The 15,822-nt window shown below is 65.2% G+C and carries 19 protein-coding genes; 6 read left to right on the top strand and 13 right to left on the bottom strand.

From position 1 onward, the window contains the following. Positions 1–4 precede the first annotated feature (4 nt). The 10 genes from J3474_RS05710 to coxB all read right to left on the bottom strand — a co-directional run bounded on the left by J3474_RS05710 (position 5) and on the right by coxB (position 8,842). The gene (locus tag J3474_RS05710; RefSeq protein ID WP_207093381.1) at positions 5–895 is read right to left on the bottom strand and encodes a class I SAM-dependent methyltransferase; all 891 of its coding nucleotides are present in this window, start codon (positions 893–895) and stop codon (positions 5–7) included. Next, positions 895–2,298 carry a threonine synthase gene (gene thrC, locus J3474_RS05705; RefSeq protein WP_207093380.1) on the bottom strand — a complete coding sequence of 468 codons (1,404 nt, stop codon included), beginning with the start codon at positions 2,296–2,298 and terminating at the stop codon, positions 895–897. The genes J3474_RS05710 and thrC overlap by 1 nt, the downstream gene beginning before the upstream one ends. A 111-nt stretch (positions 2,299–2,409) precedes the next feature. Continuing rightward, positions 2,410–2,976, bottom strand: a complete 567-nt coding sequence (locus tag J3474_RS05700) for an SURF1 family protein (protein WP_207093379.1) — start codon at positions 2,974–2,976, stop codon at positions 2,410–2,412. 11 nt (positions 2,977–2,987) lie between these two features. After that, entirely contained in the window at positions 2,988–3,377 is a 390-nt protein-coding gene (locus J3474_RS05695) for a DUF983 domain-containing protein (RefSeq protein ID WP_207093378.1), read from the bottom strand. 2 nt (positions 3,378–3,379) lie between these two features. Further along, on the bottom strand, positions 3,380–4,201 hold the full coding sequence (locus J3474_RS05690) for a cytochrome c oxidase subunit 3 (RefSeq protein WP_013831884.1): 822 nt from the start codon (positions 4,199–4,201) through the stop codon (positions 3,380–3,382). A gap of 79 nt (positions 4,202–4,280) precedes the next feature. Next, the gene (locus tag J3474_RS05685) at positions 4,281–4,871 is read right to left on the bottom strand and encodes a cytochrome c oxidase assembly protein (RefSeq protein WP_013831883.1); all 591 of its coding nucleotides are present in this window, start codon (positions 4,869–4,871) and stop codon (positions 4,281–4,283) included. Between the two features lie 5 nt (positions 4,872–4,876). After that, on the bottom strand, positions 4,877–5,005 hold the full coding sequence (locus J3474_RS22890; RefSeq protein ID WP_255327360.1) for a hypothetical protein: 129 nt from the start codon (positions 5,003–5,005) through the stop codon (positions 4,877–4,879). A gap of 12 nt (positions 5,006–5,017) precedes the next feature. Beyond that, positions 5,018–5,932, bottom strand: coding sequence for a heme o synthase (locus tag J3474_RS05680; protein ID WP_013831882.1), 915 nt, complete (start codon positions 5,930–5,932; stop codon positions 5,018–5,020). A gap of 129 nt (positions 5,933–6,061) precedes the next feature. Next, a complete protein-coding gene (gene ctaD / locus J3474_RS05675) occupies positions 6,062–7,747 on the bottom strand; it encodes a cytochrome c oxidase subunit I (RefSeq protein ID WP_207093377.1) in 1,686 nt (561 codons plus the stop codon). A gap of 30 nt (positions 7,748–7,777) precedes the next feature. Then, the gene (gene coxB, locus J3474_RS05670; RefSeq protein ID WP_007013040.1) at positions 7,778–8,842 is read right to left on the bottom strand and encodes a cytochrome c oxidase subunit II; all 1,065 of its coding nucleotides are present in this window, start codon (positions 8,840–8,842) and stop codon (positions 7,778–7,780) included. A 206-nt stretch (positions 8,843–9,048) separates the two neighbouring features. Between coxB and pyrE the strand changes: the two genes are divergently transcribed. From pyrE to ruvX, 6 genes are all read left to right on the top strand, one after another. Further along, a complete protein-coding gene (pyrE, locus tag J3474_RS05665) occupies positions 9,049–9,633 on the top strand; it encodes an orotate phosphoribosyltransferase (RefSeq protein WP_013831879.1) in 585 nt (194 codons plus the stop codon). A 35-nt stretch (positions 9,634–9,668) separates the two neighbouring features. Next, positions 9,669–10,409: a pyridoxine 5'-phosphate synthase gene (locus tag J3474_RS05660; protein ID WP_207093376.1), complete on the top strand. Its 741-nt coding sequence runs from the start codon at positions 9,669–9,671 to the stop codon at positions 10,407–10,409. A gap of 72 nt (positions 10,410–10,481) precedes the next feature. Further along, positions 10,482–10,910 carry a holo-ACP synthase gene (gene acpS / locus J3474_RS05655; RefSeq protein WP_007013037.1) on the top strand — a complete coding sequence of 143 codons (429 nt, stop codon included), beginning with the start codon at positions 10,482–10,484 and terminating at the stop codon, positions 10,908–10,910. Positions 10,911–10,934: 24 nt separating this feature from the next. Continuing rightward, positions 10,935–11,903, top strand: coding sequence for a signal peptidase I (gene lepB, locus J3474_RS05650; protein WP_207093375.1), 969 nt, complete (start codon positions 10,935–10,937; stop codon positions 11,901–11,903). Further along, positions 11,903–13,060 carry a DUF3089 domain-containing protein gene (locus J3474_RS05645; protein WP_207093374.1) on the top strand — a complete coding sequence of 386 codons (1,158 nt, stop codon included), beginning with the start codon at positions 11,903–11,905 and terminating at the stop codon, positions 13,058–13,060. Before lepB ends, J3474_RS05645 begins: the two co-directional genes overlap by 1 nt. Beyond that, a complete protein-coding gene (ruvX, locus tag J3474_RS05640; protein ID WP_007013034.1) occupies positions 13,039–13,521 on the top strand; it encodes a Holliday junction resolvase RuvX in 483 nt (160 codons plus the stop codon). Before J3474_RS05645 ends, ruvX begins: the two co-directional genes overlap by 22 nt. 57 nt (positions 13,522–13,578) lie before the next feature. Here the strand turns inward: ruvX and J3474_RS05635 are convergent, their stop codons facing one another. From J3474_RS05635 to J3474_RS05625, 3 genes are read right to left on the bottom strand one after another with little or no spacing between them, the layout of a single operon-like run. Continuing rightward, positions 13,579–14,490: a transposase gene (locus J3474_RS05635; protein WP_242528208.1), complete on the bottom strand. Its 912-nt coding sequence runs from the start codon at positions 14,488–14,490 to the stop codon at positions 13,579–13,581. Beyond that, positions 14,478–15,455, bottom strand: a complete 978-nt coding sequence (locus J3474_RS05630; protein ID WP_207093373.1) for a hypothetical protein — start codon at positions 15,453–15,455, stop codon at positions 14,478–14,480. Before J3474_RS05630 ends, J3474_RS05635 begins: the two co-directional genes overlap by 13 nt. Before the next feature lie 11 nt (positions 15,456–15,466). Next, on the bottom strand, positions 15,467–15,640 hold the full coding sequence (locus tag J3474_RS05625) for a hypothetical protein (protein ID WP_158511841.1): 174 nt from the start codon (positions 15,638–15,640) through the stop codon (positions 15,467–15,469). Positions 15,641–15,822 lie beyond the last annotated feature (182 nt).

The following is a 15,822-nucleotide window of genomic DNA, read 5'->3' as shown; positions in this document are numbered from 1 at the left end:
TCCCTTAGCCGGGATTGGACCAGCGTGCGAATATGGCAGTGGGCAGCAATCGCCCGTCCCGGCCGTCCTCGCGAACGGCCAGGTCGCCATGCTCGATCGTACCGGGCAGGTCGGCGAAGAGTTCGCCCATCAGCCCGGCAAGGGCGAGGGAGGACATGCGCACCGCATAGACGGTGAGAAAGAGAAACCGGCTCTCGCTGTCGAGCAGCTTGCGACAATCGCCGAGCAGGCCCGGCAGGCCTTCCTCCAGGCGCCAGGTCTCGCCGCCAGGTCCGCGCCCGAACTTGGGCGGATCGAGGATGATCCCGTCGTAGCGCTTATCGCGGCGCACCTCGCGCGCGGCGAACTTGGCGGCATCGTCGACCAGCCAGCGCACCGGACGCTCCTCCAGCCCGGCGAGCGCGGCATTCTCGCGCGCCTGGGCTACCGACTTCTTGGAGGCATCGACGTGCGTAACCTGCCCGTGCGCGGAGAGCGCCAGCGTACCCACCCCGGTATAACCGAAGAGGTTGAGCGTGCTGGCATCCTCGCGTCCGGCCAGCATGGTGCGCATCCAGTCCCACACCGGCGCCATGTCGGGGAAAAACCCGAGATGGCGGAACGGCGTGCACTGCGCGGTGAACGAGACCTCGTTCCAGGCGAGCGGCCACCCATCGCGCGGGACGGGCTGGTCGAATTGCCACCTGCCGCCGCCGTCCTCGTCAGAGCCGGGCACGAATTCGCCGTGCGCGTCCCAGTTCGCGAGGCGCGGCGTCCACATCGCCTGCGGCTCGGGCCGGATGAAGCGGTAGTCGCCGTAGCGCTCGAGCTTGCGGCCCTGCCCCGAATCGACAAGGCCGTAGTCCTCCCAGCCTTCTCCCGAAAGGATCAGGGGTTGGGTGGCGATGTCTGCCATCAGACCTTGGGCGCGGCGTGCTGGGCGACGAATTCGGCAACCGCCTCGAACGAGCCGGGCAGCGACGTGAAGCGCTCCTCTCGCTCGAACAGGTCTCCCACGCGTTCGGGCAGCCCCGGGCGGTGCCCGGTGGCGCGCTCGACCGCTTCGGGGAACTTGGCCGGGTGCGCGGTTGCCAGCGTAACGACCGGGATCGAGCCGTCGATACCCGAGTTGCGTGCGGCGAAAAGGCCGCAGGCGGTGTGCGGATCGATCAGCTCGCCGCAATTCTCCCAGGCCCAGCGGATCGTCGAGGCCATCTCGTCGGCATCGGCACGCGCGGACTGGAACAGCGCCGCGGCTCCCTCGCGCTGCGCATTGGTCAGCTGCATCGCCTTGGTCGATTCGAAGCCGGCCATCTGCTCGGCCAGCGCCTTGCCGTCGCGTCCGCCCAGGTCGAACAGCAGGCGTTCGAAGTTCGAAGAGACCTGAATGTCCATCGAAGGCGCCGCGGTGGGCGTCACCGTGCCCTGCGAATAATCGCCATTGGCAAGCGCGCGGTGGAGAATGTCGTTCACGTTGGTGGCCACGATCAGCTTCTCGATCGGCAGGCCCATCTGCGCCGCGACATAGCCGGCGAAGACATCGCCGAAATTGCCGGTCGGGACCGAGAAGGCGACCTTGCGGTGCGGTGCGCCAAGCTGCAGCCCGGCCGCGAAGTAATACACCACCTGCGCCATCAGGCGTGCCCAGTTGATCGAGTTGACCGCGCCGATGGCGAAGCGGTCGGTCATGCCCTTGTCGTTGAACATGCGCTTCACGATCGCCTGGGCATCGTCGAAGCTGGCATCTTCAAGCGCGAGGTTGTGGACGTTGGGCGCCAGCACCGTCGTCATCTGGCGGCGCTGCACGTCGGACACGCGGCCCTTGGGGTGCAGCATGAAGATGTCGACCTTGGCGCGGCCAGCGACGGCATCGATGGCGGCCGAGCCGGTGTCGCCCGAAGTCGCGCCGACGATCGTCAGGTTGCGTTCGGAGCGCGAGAGGAACTCCTCGAAGAGCAGGCCGAGCAGTTGCAGCGCCACGTCCTTGAACGCGAGCGTGGGGCCGTGGAACAGTTCCAGCAGCCACTGCTGTTCGTCGAACTGCTTGAGCGGCGTCACCGCCTTGTGGGCGAAGCGGCCGTAGGCCTCGCTCGTCAGTTCGAGCAGGCGCTCATGGGTGAGGCTGCCTTCGACGAAGGGGAACATGATCTTCGCGGCCAGCTGCGCATAAGGCAGGCCCGCCATGGCGGCGATCTCGTCCTGCGAGAAGCGCGGCCATTCGCGCGGCACGTAGAGGCCGCCGTCCGAAGCGAGACCGGCGAGCGTTGCGCCTTCGAAATCGAGCGCCGGAGCGCTGCCGCGAGTGCTGATGTAGTCCATGGGAATGCGCGGTTAGCGGGGGAGCGCGCCTTACGCAATCCTCGCATGAGATTGTCGCCGCGTTGGCCGCCTCCCGATCGGTCAAATCGAAAAGGCGATCTGGGCCCTTGCCTAACCCCGCGCGCGCTTCAGCACTGCCAGTACATAGATCACCAGAGCAGTCGCGGCGAAGAAGAACCACTGGATTGCGTAGGAGAAGTGGTTGTTCGGGATTTCCGAAGGATCGGGGATGGCATTGGCCTCCAGCCCGTCTAACGGCGGATTGGCGACGAGGCGCGGCCCCGGTGCGATTACCCCGTGGACAATGCCGCCCTGCCAGTTGGCCGCGGCATTGGGCTGGCGCGACCAGCCCAGCACGACCAGTGCCTGGGCGCCGTCGGGCAGCATGCAACGCGCGGTTTGCGCCGCGCCCGATTCGCCCGAGGCATTGCGCCCGGCCATGCTGGAATGTTCGGTCACGCCCTCGCAGGTCAGCCGGGCATGGCGATAGAGCAGGTCGGTCTGCGCAGCCCCGTGGCGCGGCCAGAGGACTTCCTCGGCATTGCTGCGCGCCTGCGCGTAATGCGCCAGCAGCGCTTCCTTCTGGTGGAGGCGCTTGAGCTGCCACACGCCAAGGCCGATCATGATCGCAACGGCCACCAACACGATCAGCGTCGCGAGTATCGGAAATTTGCGCATGGTGGCTCCCGTCAGTCTTCCTTGAGCCGGCCGTCACCGGCGCGGCGGCGATACTCGGCGCCGAGCAGCCATGCCTTGGCGATTCGCAGCCCGCCGATGACCAGCAACGTCGTCAGCGGAATCCACAGCAGGGCATGCACCCAGAACGGCGGATCGAACGAGAGCTGCAGCCAGATCGCAAGCATGGCGATCACCGCGCCCACGATCAGGGTGAGAAAGGCCGCTGGCCCATCGCCGACGTTGAACTGCGCGTAGTCCAGCCCGCAGGCGCGGCACCGCGGGGCGAACGAGGCCAACCCAGCGAACAGGGTTCGCGCGCCGCACTTGGGGCAAAGACCGAAAAGGGCAGCCGAAGCGATCTCCGGCTGCCCTTCAGTATTCGATTGGTGGCTGTCCGCCATGATCAGTGCGTCGGGTAGCCCCAGCCGCCCCAGATGTAGACTGCGACGAAGAGGAACAGCCACACGACGTCGACGAAGTGCCAGTACCATGCCGCCGCTTCGAAGCCGAAGTGCTGGCGCGGGGTGAAGTCACCCTTGTAGGCGCGGATCAGGCAGACGATCAGCATGATCGTGCCGACAATGACGTGGAAGCCGTGGAACCCGGTCGCCATGTAGAAGGCCGAGCCGTAAGTGTTCTGACCGAAGGGGAACGGCGCGTGGATGTACTCGTAGGCCTGGATCGAGGTGAACAGCAGGCCGAGCAGCACGGTCGCCCAGAGGCCCTTCTTCAGGCCCTCGCGGTCACCGTGGATCAGCGCGTGGTGCGCCCAGGTGACGGTCGTGCCCGAGCAGAGCAGGATCAGGGTGTTGAGCAGCGGCAGGTCGAAGGGATCCATGACCGCTTCGATCGCCTTGGGCGGCCATTGCCCCGCCACCACCTCGGAAATCGTCGAGGGGAAGAGCGAGAAGTCGAAGAAGGCCCAGAACCAGCCGACGAAGAACATCACTTCCGAAGCGATGAACAGGATCATGCCATAGCGCTGGTGGAGCTGCACGACGGGCGTGTGATCGCCGGCATGCGCTTCCTTCACGATCTTCGAGAACCAGGCGAACATCGAGGCCAGCAGCAGCGCCATGCCCAGCCACGGCACGAAGTGGCCGCCCGGCATGTCGTGCATGAACAGAACCATGCCCGAGGTGAAGGTGAAGGCGCCGATCGTAGTCGCCAGCGGAACGATGTCCGGCGGAAGAATATGGTAATCGTGGTGCTTGGTACCGGCCATGGTGCCTTCGTCCCCGTTTATCGAATATGTCACACGAGCGCATCCGGCCGGGCCGGTACGCAGGTTTCCCATGCGGCCCTTAACCGCCAGTTTGTTCGCGGTCCAGTGTCTTTGCATCCCCGATCGATGTGACGTGGAACGTATAGCTGAGCGTGATCAGCTCAACGTCCTTGTTGTCGGGATCGTCGAGAATCGCCGGATCTATGTAATAGAGCACCGGCATGCGCACTTCCTCGCCCGGTTTCAGGGTCTGTTCGGTGAAGCAGAAGCACTGGATCTTGTTGAAATATTTTGCAGCCTGCTCCGGCTCCACGTTAAAGCTGGCGGTGCCGGTCACGGTCTGGTCCGAATCGTTCTTCGCCCAGAAAAGCGCCATGTCGCGCGCACCGATAGAGACGGTGTCGGTGACCTGCAGCGGCTTGAATTCCCAGGGCATGTCGCGCGCGACATTGGCATCGAAGCGCACCGTGATGGTGCGACCGCTGTCCTTGACACTGGCGGCCCGCGTCTCGTCCACCCGCTTGGTGGTGCCGCCATAGCCGGTGACCTGGCAGAAGATCCGGTAAAGCGGTACCGAAGCGTAACCCAGGCCAAGCATCCCCAGCGCGATCGCAAGCGCGATAAAGGCAGTCTTCCTGTTGCTGCGCTCCTGGCGGGTCACGGCCGTCATGCGCTTCAGCTCATCTTGGCAATCGAGATGAAGAACACGAGGATCACGAATGCCGCGAGGCTGAGTGCAAGCACCCGGTTACGGCTCTTGCGGATGTCCTGGGGCGTGCGCGGGGTAGGATCGTTATCGGCCATGGATTGAGGTCCTCAGATGACCACGAAGCGGTCGACTACGAGCGCTGCGAAGAGTGCGAAGAGATAGATCACCGAATAGGCGAAGAGCTGCTTTTCCGGCTTCATCGTGTCTTCCGGCCCGTCCTTCTCGCGCAGGCCGACACGGACGGACAGCGCCAGGAACAGGGTGGACAGGACGATGGCAGAAATGCCGTAGACCGCATGCGTTCCACCGATCCACCAGGGAACGACGCTGAGCGGCAAGAGCAGGATCGCATAGGCGAGGATCTGGCGGCGAGTCGACTTCTCACCGGCAACGACCGGCATCATCGGGATGCCCACCTTGGCGTAGTCGCTCTTCACGAACAGCGCGAGCGCCCAGAAATGCGGCGGCGTCCACATGAAGATGATGGCGAAGAGCACGACCGGCATCAATGTGATGTGCCCGGTGGCCGCAACCCAGCCGATCAATGGCGGGAAGGCCCCCGCCCCGCCGCCGATGACGATATTCTGGGGCGTGCGCGGCTTGAGCCACATCGTGTAGACGACGGCGTAGTAGACGATCGAGAGAGCAAGGATCGCGGCGGCCAGCCAGCTGATCGCGAAGCCCATCAGGAATACAGAGGCAGCGCATAGCACGCCGCCGAAATCACGCGCGGTGGTACGGTCCAGCCGCCCTTGCGGCAGCGGACGGTTCGCGGTGCGCTTCATCCCCGCGTCGAGATCGGCTTCCCACCACTGGTTGAGCGCGGCGGCACCGCCGGCACCCATCGCGATGCACAGGATTGCGGTGAAGGCGAGGACCGGGTGGATGCGATCGGGCGCGGCGAGCAGACCGCACAGGCCGGTGAAGATCACCAGGCTCATCACGCGCGGCTTGGTCAGCGCGAAGAGATCGCGCCAATCCGCCGGAAGCTGCTGCGTTGAACTGGGACTCGTCACGGACATGGTCTTAGGATCTTACACTCACAAGGGCCAACATTGCGAGGCGCCAATGCGCCGAAGCAATCCAGAGCGGCTCGCGAAGGAGGCTCTGGATTGCTTCGTTCATACCCGCAATGGCGCGCGGTTGCGTTCTCAGTGGTGGTGCACTTCCTCGATGACCGGAAGCGTCTCGAACTGGTGGAACGGCGGCGGGCTTGACAGCGTCCACTCGAGCGTGGTCGCACCTTCGCCCCAGTAGTTGTCTTCCGCCTTCTTGCCGGCGATGAACGCGTAGGCAATGTTGGCGAACCAGATCACCAGCGAAGCCGCCATGATCATGTAGCCGTCGGTCGCGACCTGGTTCCAGTGCGCATAGGCCTCGGCGTAGTCGGGGTAGCGACGCGGCATGCCCTGCAGCCCGAGGAAGTGCATCGGGAAGAAGATCAGGTTCACGCCGATGAAGAACACCCAGAAGTGGACATGCGCCAGGAACTCGGAGTGCATGCGGCCGCTCATCTTCGGGAACCAGTAGTAGAACCCGGCGAAGAGCGCGGTCACTGCACCGAGCGAGAGCACGTAGTGGAAGTGCGCCACGACGTAGTAGGTGTCGTGCAGGTTGTCGTCGATGCCGCCGTTGGCGAGAACGACGCCGGTCACGCCGCCGACGGTGAACAGGAAGATGAAGCCGATCGCCCAGACCATCGGCGACTTGAAGGTGATCGAGCCACCCCACATCGTCGCGATCCACGAGAAGATCTTGATGCCGGTCGGGACTGCGATGACCATGGTCGCCGCGGTGAAGTACATCTTCGTGTTAACCGAAAGGCCGGTGGTGTACATGTGGTGGGCCCACACGATGAAACCGACCACGCCGATCGCGACCATGGCGTAGGCCATGCCGAGGTAGCCGAACACCGGCTTCTTCGAGAAGGTCGAGACGATCTGCGAGATGATGCCGAAGCCCGGCAGGATCATGATGTACACTTCGGGGTGGCCGAAGAACCAGAACAGGTGCTGGTACAGGACCGGATCGCCACCGCCCGAAGGATCGAAGAAGGTGGTGCCGAAGTTGCGGTCGGTCAGCAGCATGGTGATCGCGGCGGCGAGAACCGGCAGCGCGAGCAGCAGCAGGAAGGCCGTGACGAGCACCGACCACACGAACAGCGGCATCTTGTGCATGGTCATGCCAGGCGCACGCATGTTGAAGATGGTGGTGATGAAGTTGATCGCGCCCATGATCGAGCCGGCACCGGAAAGGTGCAGCGCGAAGATGCCGAAGTCGACGGCGGGTCCGGGCGAGCCGGTGGTCGACAGCGGAGCATAGACGGTCCAGCCGGTGCCGGCGCCCAGGCCCGTGCCGCCCGGCACGAAGGCGGAGCACAGCAGCGAGCAGAAGCCCGCGACGGTCAGCCAGAACGAGATGTTGTTCATGCGCGGGAAGGCCATGTCCGGCGCGCCGATCATGATCGGGACGAACCAGTTGCCGAAGCCGCCGATGATCGCGGGCATGACCATGAAGAAGACCATGATCAGGCCGTGCGCGGTGATCAGCACGTTCCAGACGTGCAGCGTCGAGTTGAAGTCCGGGTTAACCGCACCGAACCACTTTGCGAAAGTGTCCAGGTACTGGATGCCCGGCTGCGCCAGTTCGACGCGCATCATGCCGGAGAAGGCACCGCCCACGATCCCCGCGATGATCGCGAAGATCAGGTACATCGTGCCGATGTCCTTGTGGTTGGTGGACATGAACCAGCGGGCGAAGAAGCCCGGCTTGTGGTCATGGTCGTGCGCGTGATCGTCAGAGTGCGCCGGGAAATGTTCTGGGGCTGTGGTTGCCATGTTCTGGTGACCCTGTCCTTGAATGCGGGCTTATTCGGCGGCAGCAGTGGCTTCGGCGGCCGGAGCCTCCGACGCTTCGCCGGCGGGCTCTTCACCCGGCAGGTAATCGGTCTCGGATGCGGCGGTCGCCTGACCGTCGATCTTGCCGCCGGCATGCGTCAGCACCCAGGCGTCGTACTTGTCGCGCGGCAGAGCCTCGACCGCGATCGGCATGTAACCGTGCTTGGCGCCGCAAAGCTCGGAGCACTGGCCGTAGTAGACGCCCGGCTTCTCGACGAAGAGGACCTTCTCGTTGATCCGGCCCGGAACCGCGTCCAGCTTGAACCAGAGCGAAGGCACGGCGAACGAGTGAATCACGTCGGACGCAGTGATCTGCAGACGGATCGGTTCACCGACGGGGACGACCATGCGGTTGTCGACCTCGAGGTGCGAAGGACCGTCCCAGGGCTCGGAACCGACTTCGCGCACGCCGTTGTTGATGGTCGGCTGGCCCGGGATGTTGAGCATGTTCGAGACGACCTCGAACTCGCCATTGTCGGGATAGCCGTAGGTCCAGAACCACTGGTTGCCGGTGACCTTGATGGTCAGCGCGCCCTTCGGGGCAGGCTTGTACTGCTTGGCCAGCAGGTCGATCGAGGGAACCGCGATGCCGATGAGGACCAGCACGGGGACCAGCGTCCAGACCACTTCGAGCAGCGTGTTGTGGCTGGTCTTCGAAGGTACCGGGTTGGCGCGGCGGTTGAAGCGCACGACGATGACGACGAGCAGCAGCAGCACAAAGACGGTGATCACGGCGATGATCGGCAGCAGCACCGAATTGTGGATCCACTCGCCATATTCGCCGAGCTTGGAGAACTGCTGCTGGAAGCCGATGCCGCTGTCGACGGGCATGCCGATCCCCGGGGTCGGGGCCATCGGCGTGTAGCTGCCGGCAGAAGCGGCGGCGTCCGCAGTCGCGGCGGCGGCAGGTTCGGATGCCGCGGCGGCGAGAGCCGCCTGGGGTGCCATGACTCCGGCAGCCATGATGCTTCCAAGGGACAGGCCCAGAGCCTTTGCGGTATGGCTCGCGGCGCGTGCGGTTTTGCCCAAATTCATATTTTTTTGCGCTTCCGTTTTCCAAATCCGCGCACGCGAGTCGCCCCCGCATACGCGCGCCCTGATGCGGAGCCGGAGGCCCCCCTTCCGCGGGGCCTATACGCGCGCTTGCCGCGTGTCTCAAGCGCCTCTAGGGGAATTTTTGGCAAACGGCGTGTCGAAGGTGCGCCAGATCAATGAAATATGCATCGAAGGAATAGGTCGTAATGCAGGAAGAAGAAGTCCTCGCAGAGTTCCGCGCCAGCAAGGCATTGCTTGAGGGGCACTTCCTGCTCTCCTCCGGCCGCCACAGTGCGCATTACCTTCAGTGCGCGCGCGTCCTCATGAGCCCCGACCGCGCCGGACGACTCGCCGTCGCGCTCGCCAGCAAGCTGCCGCACGACGTGCGCAAGCAGATCGACAAGGTCGTCTCGCCGGCCATGGGCGGCGTGATCATCGGCCAGGAGATGGGCCGCGCGTTGCAGGTCGACGCGATGTTCGTCGAACGCCCGGAAGGTACTTTCGAGCTGCGCCGTGGATTTGAACTGGATCCCGGCGACAGGGTGCTGATGGTCGAGGACGTGGTCACCACCGGCAAGTCCTCGCGCGAGGCGATAAAGGCGATCGAGGCGGCAGGCGGCCGGGTCATCGCGGCGGCCTCGCTGGTCGACCGTTCGGGCGGCGCCGTGGATCTGGGCGTACCTTACTTCCCGCTCGTCGAGATCAACTTCCCGACATACGCCGACGACGAACTGCCCCCCGAGCTGGCGGCGACCCCCGCGATCAAGCCGGGCAGCCGCGTCCAGCCCTGACCCTTCGACCCGCCGGAAAACCCCAGGATTATCGGATGAACGCCCTTACCCCCTCGCGCCTGCGCCTAGGCGTCAACATCGATCACGTCGCCACGATCCGCAATGCGCGCGGCGGCGAGCATCCGGATCCGGCACGCGCGGCGCAGATCGTCGCGCAGGCCGGGGGAGACGGCATCACCGTGCACTTGCGCGAAGATCGCCGCCACATCCGCGACGAGGACCTGGTGCGCGTGCAGGCCGCCACCGGCCTGCCGCTCAACCTCGAAATGGCAGCGACCGACGAAATGCTGGAGATCGCGCTGCGCCACAAGCCGCACGCGGCCTGCATCGTCCCGGAAAAGCGCGAAGAACGCACGACCGAAGGCGGGCTCGACGCAGCCGGACTGCACAACCAGCTCGCCCCGATCGTCTCGCGCCTGTCGGACGCAGGCGTACGGGTGAGCCTGTTCATCGCCCCGGACCCACGGCAGATCGAAGCGGCAATGAAGCTGGGCGCGCCCATCGTCGAGTTCCATACCGGCGAATATGCCCATGCAGAGGGCGAGCAGGTCGCAGTCGAGCTCAAGCGCATCGTCGACATGGCCGCGCTGGCTGCCAAGAACGGCATCGAGCCCCATGCCGGACACGGCCTCACTTACGAGAACGTCCAGCCGATCGCAGCCATTCCGCAGCTCGCGGAACTGAACATCGGACACTATCTCATTGGAGAGGCCATATTTTGTGGACTCGAAGCGAGCGTAACGAGAATGCGCGCGCTGATGGACGAAGTCCGGTGACTTGAAGCCCCCGATCCACCATCGGGGGAAGGAAGCCGGCTGCAATATCGGCCGCAGGACGGAGAGTGCGTCGTGATCATCGGAATGGGTTCCGACTTGTGCAACATCGAGCGTATCCAGGCTTCGCTGGACCGCTTCGGCGAGCGCTTCGAGAAGCGCGTCTTCACCGAAATCGAGCAGGCCAAGGCCAATCGCCGCCCGTTCACCAAGGCCGGGACCCTCGCCAAGCGATTCGCGGCCAAGGAAGCCTATTCGAAGGCGGTCGGCACCGGCTTCAAGGCCGGGGTGTTCATGAAGGACATCGGCGTCATCAATGCGAAATCGGGCGCCCCTACCCTTGCCCTCACCGGCGGCGCGAAGGCCCGGCTCGACCTGATGGTTCCCGCCGGTCACGAGGCCGTGGTTCACCTGACGCTCACCGACGATCATCCATGGGCCCAGGCATTCGTCGTGATCGAGGCCCGTCCGCTTGCGGCGGCTCCCGCCCCGTCCGGTTCCTAGACTTTTCCGAGCGCTCCACCGAGAATGACCGAACACACCGCCGATACCGCCTCCACCCTTTGCGCGCAGGAGAGCCCCGTTAGCAATCCGAACAAGCCCAAGGTCAACTGGCTGCACGAACTGCGCGGCCTGGCGCTGATGCTGCTGGGCGTGCTGGCGTTCCATTCGCTGATCGCCAAGCCCTTCTACATCCCGTCGATCTCGATGATGCCCAACCTGCTGGTGGGCGATCGGCTCGTGGTTTCCAAGTACGCCTACGGCTGGAACTGGTCCTCGGTGAGCTTTCACATGCTTCCGCGCGCCAAGTGGCGGCTGTTCGGCTCGACGCCGGAGTACGGCGACATCGTGATCGTGGTGCCGGGCAACCGCAAGGCTGACCTGATCAAGCGCGTCGTCGCGCTTCCGGGCGACCGCATCGCCGTGGTCGACGGGCGCATCCGCCTAAATGGCAAATTCATCCCGCGCGAAGTCGAGCCGCCGGTCGAGATCGCCGCTGACGACGCCCTGCAATGCGAGGGCGATGCGCAGCCGGGGCACTGCTACAAGGGTTTCGAGCTCTACCGCCGCCGCCTGCCCAGCGGTCGCGAAGTCTATGACCTTCCCGCCTACCGCGAGACACTGCCCAACGGTGCGACCTACCAGGTGATCGACTATACGACGCAGGTCATGGACAATTATCCTGAGATCACCGTGCCTGAAGACCATGTCTTCCTGATGGGCGACGACCGCGACCGTTCGGCCGACAGCCGCTTTCCCTTCGAGACGGACTACCAGGGCACGCCGGGCGGCGGCCTTGGCGGTCCGGTGCCACTCTCCGACATCGGCGGGCGCGCCGAATTCATCACCTTCTCGCTAGACGGTACGCAGACCTGGAACCCGCTGAGCTGGTGGAGCGCCCTGCGCGAAGGGCGCGCCCTCACCAGCCTGCGCCCGCGAATCGAAAAGCACCCGTCCGACAGCAGCACCGGCCAGCCCGGCGGGACTGCCACCTGATGGTCCGCAAGTTCCTCTATGCCGTCGCCGCCATCATCGTCCTGATCACGGTCGGGCGCATTGCCCTGCTGTTCTGGGCCGAAGACCTTACGGAAATGGCCTTCGTGCCGGACGTCACGTTCCAGCCGCAGCCGGCGATGGCGATGAACGCCTGGGACAAGACGGACATGTGGATTGCGCGCCCTGGGATGCTGCCCAAGGCCGATCCCTCACGCTACCTGCCGCAGGGTGCAAGCCAGCCGGCCGGAGATCCGCTCGCCGCCGCGGTCTTCTTCGTCCATCCCACCAGCTACGTCGAAAAGGACGCGTGGAACGCGAGCCTGAACGACAAGGCCTCGCGCGATCTGGCGGGCCTTTACGTCAAGGGCATGGCGACGCCTTTCAACGCAGCCGACCAGCTCTGGGCCCCGCGCTACCGCCAGGCCGCTGTCGGCGCGTTCCTGACCGACGACCCGCAGGCCGACAAGGCGATCGACCTGGCCTACGGCGACGTCCTTGCCGCCTTCGATGCCTTCATCAAGACGGTCCCGCAGAACCAGCCGATCGTGCTGGCAGGACACAGCCAGGGCGCATTCCTGCTACGCCGTCTGCTGCGCGACCGCGTGGCCGGCACCCCGCTGGCCGAGCGCATCGCCGCGGCATACATCGTGGGCTGGCCGGTCTCGATCGACCACGACCTGCCCGAAATGGGCCTCGGCCCCTGCGACAGGCCCGACCAGGCCGGCTGCGTGATGAGCTGGCTCACCGTGGCCGACCCTGCCGAGACCGAGCAGCTGGTCAAGGCCTACGTGCGCCGCCGCGGTCTCGACGGACAGCCGCTCACGCAGACGACTGCCGAGGGCGTGGCAATCGACAGCCCGTTCCTGTGCAGCAATCCACTGACTGGTACGCGCAACGGCGTTGCGGACGCACAGGCCAACCTCGGCACACTGGTGCCCGATCCGGCAAGCTGGAACGGCGAACTGGTGAGGCAGGTCGTACCTGCGGCTTGCGAAAGCGACATGTTCCTGCACATCGGACCGCCGCCCAGGCTCGACCTCGGCCCCTACGTGCTGCCGGGCAACAATTACCACGTCTATGACTACACCCTGTTCTGGGCGAACATCAGGGCCGACTTCGAACGGCGGATAGCGGCATGGCAGAAGCAGCACTCATAACCACCAGCGCGCTCGACTATCGCGATGCCTTGCCCGACGCCGGGCCACTGCTGGCGCTCGACCTCGGCACGCAGACCATCGGCACGGCTTTCTGCGATGCAGGCTGGCACTTCGCCTCGCCCGGAAAGACGCTCAAGCGCGGCAAGTTCGGTGCCGACAAGGCGCTGCTCGAGGGCCTGATCCGCGAACGCTCGATCAAGGGCATCGTCATCGGCCTGCCGCTCAACATGGACGGATCGGAAGGCCCGCGCTCGCAATCGAGCCGCGCCTATGCCCGCAACCTTGCCGCGCTCGGCCTGCCGATCCTGCTGTGGGACGAACGCTGGTCGACGATGGGCGCCGAACGCGGCCTCATCGCCCAGGACATGAGCCGCGCCAAGCGCGCCGAACGCATCGATTCCGCCGCCGCCGCGGTAATCCTGCAAGGCGCAATCGATGCGCTGGCCGGGGGCGTACTCTAGGCGCGGCCCCCCAGGACCGCGCGCGTTTCGACTTGCCGGGCGACCTCGGCGGGCGGCCTATCCGCAAAGCATGCCGCGTCTGTGCTTCGCCACTTGCGCGACGAGGCGGCTACCGCTGGCTTCGGCCTGACGCCAGATCCCCTCGCGCGCGTGCTCGCTCTCGGCGCAGGCGGACAGCGCCTCCCACGCGTTTAGGCGCATTCTATCGCTGGCGTGACTACGCCCGAAATGCTGCGCAAGCTCCTTGGCCTCTTCGCTGCCCAGCGCCACCGCAAGGCGCAGAAAAGTCTCGCTCGGTCCGCTTCCCATGACGCGCGTGATGCGCGCTTCGACCGTGTCGAATTCGTAATGGCTAAGCCATCCCTGCACGGCCTGGGTGTGGACCAGCTTGAGCGAAACCGAGAGCGAAGCGGGCGGGTTGACCCGATGGATGTCGCGGTGCGCGCGGTAGTGGAGCACCCGGCCCTTGCGCAACCGGGTCCGGCCCAGCCGCTTGAGCGCGATCGCCTCTCCCGCACGGCCGATGACACGGTGCCCGTCGTACTCGAAGTCCTCGATCTCGCAGCCTGGGCCGAAATAGCCGAGCGTGAGGAAGTCGTAGTTGTGGTCGTGGGCAGTGCCATAGCCGAAGGCCCGCGCACCACTGGCCCGCATCGCGTAGTCCGCGGCGGCCGGCCAGATATTGGCGCGGATGCAGAAATTGCCGCGCCCCGGCGTTGCCAGCACGATCGATTGCGGGCCACCGCTGCTGATGGCGTCCACCGCAGCCGGCGAAGGCGCGAAGCCCGCCAGCAGGTCAATCAGCAGATCGCCGAGGAAGACCCGGTCGTTGCCAAGCCGGCGCAGCCAGTGGGCTGCATGTGCGACGCTTTCCCGCTCGCGCGGATCGAAACCCCACGAGGACAGCGCATCGATGCACTCCGAAAGCGAAGCCGGCGTGGGATCGCGCATTTCGATCAGCTGCGCCACTGCGATACCCTTTCCAGCTCCGGCCAGGTGCGTAGCAGCGCGCGCTGCGTTTCCTGCGCCAATGCGGCGAGCGGATCGTCGTCCGAAGCGGCGATCTGGCCGAGCAGGATCATCCCGGCGCGGGTATCGAGGGCAAGCAGTTCGCGCATGGCCTGCCAGCGCAGGCCTTCGTGCCCGTTCCCCGTCACGATGCGCGAAATCACCGGCACTGCGTCTCGCCGTCCCATGCGCGAAAGTACCGAGATCGCGAGCTCGCAGCGGCTGTCGTGCAGGTTGGACGCAGCCTGATGCACAAGCTCTCCATCGGCGAGCGCGAATTCGCGGACCGGTTCGCTCGCGCCGAGGAAGCGCTGCAACCGCAATTTCACCAGGCTGCCTGACGCACCGCGCATCTGTATCGTCTCGCGCCGGCCGTCCCTGTGGATCACGGCACCCGGATGCATGGACAGCGCCTCAACCTGCAGTTCGGCCCGGCGGTCCTGCACATTCATGCAGCGCACGCGGCCGGCCGTGGCCGAACCGGCCAGCACGAAGGACCAGCTTTCAAGCGGGGTAAAGGCCACCGTCCGTGCCTCGGGCAAAGCGGAAAGCCGTTCACCCTCATACGAGACAAGGGCCAAGGTCGCGGTGCCCCAATGCGAAAGCAGCAGGGTCTGCCCGGCATGGCCTACCCCGTGGCGCAGCGGCAAGTGACCCAGCGGGTGCGAGCGCAAGCCCCACAAGCCCAATTCCAGGAAGTTCGCGACGAGTTCGTGCGCGGCGCCGCTTCCCTCTTCGAACAGCCCGGCAAGCGAAGGACAGGCCTCCAACGGATCTCCATCGCCGAAGCGTTCGAGATCGGCGAGAACCCGGCTTGCCTCGGGGCGCGCGCGCCACTTCCCCACAAGTGCCGCGAGATCGCGCTGCCCCTTCATCCAGCCTTCGTCGTTCTCGCGCAGGTCTGCCAGCGTCTTGTCATGAAACATATGCGTTCGGATCAGGTGCCGGGGTGGAGTTCGTAGAGATAGGCCTCCAGCGAAGCCTCTGCCGCGTCATGGACCTGACGGCCCGCAGCATCGGTGTAGCTACCGAACAGGCCGATCGGCTGCGCCGGATCCGGCAGCGACGCGGGATCGATTTCCGGCAAGTGCAGAAACCCGGGTTCGGTCATGTCGTGGTGTCCCTCATTGGGCCAGGCACTGCCTCGCCGTTAGCAAATTACGCTTAACGGTCGCCCTGCGAGCAATTAAAACATTGTAATAACAACGCGGAGCCACGCGTCCCGAGTTTAACTGCCGGACACGATGTTTAGGATCGGGTTACTGACCGGGCGAAGACGCGGTTGGGGTCCGG

Source organism: Novosphingobium sp. PY1 (genome assembly GCF_017312445.1).
Lineage (GTDB): Bacteria > Pseudomonadota > Alphaproteobacteria > Sphingomonadales > Sphingomonadaceae > Novosphingobium.
This window is presented reverse-complemented; position numbering and strand designations above follow the sequence as displayed.

Bases quoted from the DNA above. Each gene is read 5' to 3' on its own strand.
- J3474_RS05645 (WP_207093374.1), top strand. From the start codon at position 11,903: ATGGTCCGCAAGTTCCTCTATGCCGTCGCCGCCATCATCGTCCTGATC.
- J3474_RS05625 (WP_158511841.1), bottom strand. From the start codon at position 15,640: ATGACCGAACCCGGGTTTCTGCACTTGCCGGAAATCGATCCCGCGTCG.
- thrC (WP_207093380.1), bottom strand. From the start codon at position 2,298: ATGGACTACATCAGCACTCGCGGCAGCGCTCCGGCGCTCGATTTCGAA.
- ctaD (WP_207093377.1), bottom strand. From the start codon at position 7,747: ATGGCAACCACAGCCCCAGAACATTTCCCGGCGCACTCTGACGATCAC.
- lepB (WP_207093375.1), top strand. From the start codon at position 10,935: ATGACCGAACACACCGCCGATACCGCCTCCACCCTTTGCGCGCAGGAG.
- J3474_RS05710 (WP_207093381.1), bottom strand. From the start codon at position 895: ATGGCAGACATCGCCACCCAACCCCTGATCCTTTCGGGAGAAGGCTGG.
- J3474_RS05695 (WP_207093378.1), bottom strand. From the start codon at position 3,377: ATGGCGGACAGCCACCAATCGAATACTGAAGGGCAGCCGGAGATCGCT.
- ruvX (WP_007013034.1), top strand. From the start codon at position 13,039: ATGGCAGAAGCAGCACTCATAACCACCAGCGCGCTCGACTATCGCGAT.
- J3474_RS05700 (WP_207093379.1), bottom strand. From the start codon at position 2,976: ATGCGCAAATTTCCGATACTCGCGACGCTGATCGTGTTGGTGGCCGTT.
- J3474_RS22890 (WP_255327360.1), bottom strand. From the start codon at position 5,005: ATGGCCGATAACGATCCTACCCCGCGCACGCCCCAGGACATCCGCAAG.
- J3474_RS05685 (WP_013831883.1), bottom strand. From the start codon at position 4,871: ATGACGGCCGTGACCCGCCAGGAGCGCAGCAACAGGAAGACTGCCTTT.
- J3474_RS05690 (WP_013831884.1), bottom strand. From the start codon at position 4,201: ATGGCCGGTACCAAGCACCACGATTACCATATTCTTCCGCCGGACATC.
- pyrE (WP_013831879.1), top strand. From the start codon at position 9,049: ATGCAGGAAGAAGAAGTCCTCGCAGAGTTCCGCGCCAGCAAGGCATTG.
- J3474_RS05630 (WP_207093373.1), bottom strand. From the start codon at position 15,455: ATGTTTCATGACAAGACGCTGGCAGACCTGCGCGAGAACGACGAAGGC.
- J3474_RS05680 (WP_013831882.1), bottom strand. From the start codon at position 5,932: ATGTCCGTGACGAGTCCCAGTTCAACGCAGCAGCTTCCGGCGGATTGG.
- coxB (WP_007013040.1), bottom strand. From the start codon at position 8,842: ATGAATTTGGGCAAAACCGCACGCGCCGCGAGCCATACCGCAAAGGCT.
- J3474_RS05660 (WP_207093376.1), top strand. From the start codon at position 9,669: ATGAACGCCCTTACCCCCTCGCGCCTGCGCCTAGGCGTCAACATCGAT.